The 3998-nt window shown below is 76.1% G+C and carries 1 protein-coding gene; it reads left to right on the top strand.

Going from position 1 to position 3998, the window contains the following annotated elements; genetic code table 11:
• On the top strand, positions 1 to 3998 hold a 3998-nt coding region (locus tag ABD308_RS15115; protein WP_344333797.1), incomplete at both ends, for an acyltransferase domain-containing protein.

Here is a 3998-nt window from a genome sequence, read left to right as displayed (position 1 = left end):
GCCGTCAACCACGACGGCGCCGGCGACCTGACCGTGCCCAGCGCCGACGCCCAGGGCGCCCTGCTGCGCGCGGCCTGCCGCGCCGCCGGGGTGGACCCGGCCGAGGTGGGCTACGTCGAACTGCACGGTACCGGCACCCGGGCCGGCGACCCGGTCGAGGCGAGCGCCCTGGCCGCCGTGTACGGGGACGGCCGCGACGCCGAACGGCCGCTGCTGGTCGGCTCGGTGAAGACCAACATCGGCCACCTCGAACCGGCCGCCGGCGTGCTCGGCCTGATCAAGGTCGCCCTGTCGGTGCGGCACGGCGTGCTGCCCGCCAGCCTCCACTTCGCGAGCCCGAACCCGGACATCCCGCTGGAGCGGTGGAAGCTGCGGGTCAACGCCGAGGCCCGGCCGTGGCCCGAGGGCCCGCGGCTGGCCGGCGTCAGCTCCTTCGGCATCGGCGGCACCAACTGCCACCTGGTCGTTGCCGCCCCGCAGCCGGTCGTCGAACCCGGGTCCCAGCCTGTCACGGAGTCCGGCGCGGCCGTCCCGGTGATGCTGTCCGCGCACACCCCGCAGGCGCTGCGCGCCCAGGCCCGGCGCCTGCTCGACCGGGTCCGCGAGGACGCCGGCCTGCACCCGCTGGACGTCGGCCACTCCAGCGTCACCACCAGATCCGCGCTCAAGTGCCGCGCCGCCGTCCTCGCCGCCGACCGCGAGGAACTGCTCGACGGCCTAACCGCGCTGGCCGAGGGTCGGCCCTCCGCCCGGGTCGTCACCGGCACCGCCTCCGGGGGCGGCGGCCTGGTCTGGGTGTTCTCCGGACAGGGCGCCCACTGGATCGGCATGGCCGAGGGCCTGTGGGCGGCGCACGAGGTGTTCGCCGCCCGGATGGACGAGTGCGAGCGGCTGCTCCGCCAGTACGGCGGCTGGTCGCTGCGCGAGGTGCTCGGCGACGAGGAAGCACTCCAGCGGATGGACGTCGTGCAGCCCGCGCTGTTCGCCGTCATGGTCTCGCTCGCCGAGGTGTGGCGCGCCGCCGGCATCGAGCCGGACGCCGTCATCGGCCACTCCCAGGGCGAGATCGCCGCCGCCACCGCGGCCGGCATCCTCAGCCTGGAGGACGGCGTGCGGCTGATCGTCGCCCGCGCCAGAGTCATCACCGAGAAGCTGTCCGGGCACGGCCTGATGGCCATCCTGGACGTTCCCGCCGAGCAGATCGACCAGCCCGGCGTCTCCGTCGCGGCCGTCAACTCCCCGGGCACGGCGGTGATCTCCGGCGACCCGGACGGCGTCCGGGCGGCCGTCGCCGCCTGCGAGGCCCAGGGCAGGCGGGCGCGGATCGTCCCCGTCGACTACGCCTCGCACTCCGCGCACGTCGAGACCATCCGCGAGGAGGTGCTCGCCGGCGTCTCGGGCGCCGCCACCACCGACAGCGGCGTCGCCTTCTACTCCACCGTCACCGCCGGCCGGGTCGCCCCGGCCACCCTGGACGCCGGCTACTGGTACCGCAACCTGCGCGAACCGGTCCGCTTCGCCGACACCGTCCAGGCGCTCACCGCGGACGGCTACGGCGTGTTCATCGAGGTCAGCCCGCACCCGGTGCTGGCCATGCACATCGCCGCCACCGCCGGCGACGCCGTCGTCCAGCCCACGCTGCGCCGGGGCGAGGAGGAGGTGCACCGGCTGCGGCTGTCCATGGCCGAGCTGCACACCCGGGGCCTCGACCTGGACTGGGCCGGCGTGTTCACCGGTGCCCGGCGGGTGCCGCTGCCGACGTACGCCTTCCAGCGCGAGACCTACTGGGTGGACGGGGCCGTCGCCGCCCCGGCCCCCGCTCGCGCCGTCCCGGCCGTCGAGGCGGTGTCCGTCGAGGCCACCGGCCTCTCCGAGGCGGAGCTGTGGACGCTGGTGCGCGGCGAGGCCGCCGTGCTGCTCGGGCACGCCGACACCGCGCGGATCGGCGCCGACGACACCTTCAAGGAGCTCGGCTTCGACTCGGTGACGGCCGTGCAGCTGCGCGACCGGCTCAACACCGCGACCGGCCTGCAGCTGCCCGCCTCGCTCGCCTACGACCACCCGACCCCGGCCGCCGTGGTGAGGCGGATCCACGCGCTGTTCGCCGGGCCGGACGACGACCCGGCCCCGACCGCGGCCGCCCCCGCCGCGTCCGACGAGCCGATCGCGATCGTCGGCATGAGCTGCCGCCTGCCCGGCGGCGTCGCCACCCCCGAGGACCTGTGGCGCCTCGTCGCGGACGGCGCCGACGCGATCACCGGCTTCCCCGAGGACCGCGGCTGGCAGGTCGGCGCGGACGCCGACTTCGCCGCCGCCGGCGGCTTCCTGGCCGGCGCCTCCCACTTCGACGCCGGCTTCTTCCGGATCAGCCCGCGCGAAGCCCTCGCCATGGACCCGCAGCAGCGGCTCGCCCTGGAGACCGTCTGGGAGGCGCTGGAGAACGCCGGCCAGGATCCGGCCGGGCTGCGCCGCACCGACACCGCCGTGTTCCTCGGCGCGATGGCCCAGGACTACCTGCCGCGCCTTCAGGAGGTGTCCGGCAACCTCGCCGGCTACGCGCTGACCGGCGGCTCCGGCAGCGTGGTGTCCGGCCGGATCGCCTACACCCTCGGCCTGGAGGGGCCGGCCGTCACCGTCGACACCGCCTGCTCCTCCTCCCTGGTCGCCCTGCACCTGGCCGCCCAGTCGCTGCGCTCCGGCGACTGCTCGCTCGCCCTCGCGGGCGGCGTCACCGTGATGTCCACCCCCGGCATGTTCGTCGAGTTCGCCCGGCAGGGCGGGCTGGCCGGCGACGGCCGCTGCAAGGCCTTCGCCGAGGGCGCGGACGGCACCGGCTGGTCCGAGGGCGTCGGCGTGCTGGTGCTGGAGCGGCTGTCCGACGCCCGCCGCAACGGCCGCCGGGTGCTGGCCGTGCTGCGCGGCAGCGCCGTCAACCAGGACGGCGCCAGCAACGGGCTGACCGCCCCCAACGGCCCCTCCCAGGAGCGGGTGATCCGCCAGGCCCTGGCCTCGGCGGGCCTCGCCGCGGCCGAGGTCGACGCCGTCGAGGCGCACGGCACCGGCACCGGCCTCGGCGACCCGATCGAGGCCCAGGCGCTGCTGGCGACCTACGGCCGCGACCGCGAGGAGCCGCTGTGGCTCGGCTCGCTGAAGTCCAACATCGGGCACACCCAGGCCGCCGCCGGCGTCGCGGGCGTGATCAAGATGGTCATGGCGATGCACCAGGGCGTGCTGCCCCGGACGCTGCACGCCGAGCAGCCCACCAGCAAGGTCGACTGGACGGCCGGCCAGGTGCGTCTGCTCGCCGAGCGGCGCGACTGGCCGGCGGCCGGCCGCCCGCGCCGGGCCGCGGTCTCCTCGTTCGGGATCAGCGGCACCAATGCGCACGTGATCATCGAGCAGGGTGACCCGGTCGAGGCCGCTCCGGCGGGCGCCGGGGAGCCCCGGGGCGAGCTGGTGTGGACGGTGTCCGCGCACAGTGCCAAGGCGCTCGCCGGGCAGGCCCGCAAGCTCGCCGGGGCCGTCGCCGCCGCCGACCCCGCCGATGTCGCGTTCTCCCTGGCCACCCGGCGCTCCGCCCTCGACCACCGCGCCGCGATCGTCGGCGCCGACCGGGCCGAACTGCTCGCCGGGCTGGAGGCGTTGGCCGAGGGCCGGCGCGACTCCGGCGTGGTCACCGGCCATGTCCCGGCGCCGCCCGTCGTCGGTGTCCTGTTCTCCGGCCAGGGCAGCCAACGCCTCGGCATGAGTCGTGAGCTGATCCCGGCGTACCCGGCGTTCGCCGCCGCCTGGCGCGAGGTCTGCGCGGCGCTCGACCCGCTGCTGGAGCACTCCCTCGACGAGGTCGTCGCCGCCGAGCCAGGGTCGGAGACGGCCGCTCTGCTCGACGACACCGCGATGACCCAGCCCGCACTGTTCGCCTTCGAGGTGGCCGCCTACCGGCTGCTCACCTCGCTCGGCGTCGAGCCCGCCATCGTCGTCGGCCACTCCATCGGCGA

It is taken from the genome of Kitasatospora putterlickiae (assembly GCF_039527695.1).
GTDB lineage: Bacteria > Actinomycetota > Actinomycetes > Streptomycetales > Streptomycetaceae > Kitasatospora > Kitasatospora putterlickiae.
The sequence above is the reverse complement of the archived record's forward strand: the minus strand, read 5'-3'. Positions and strand labels throughout refer to the sequence as shown.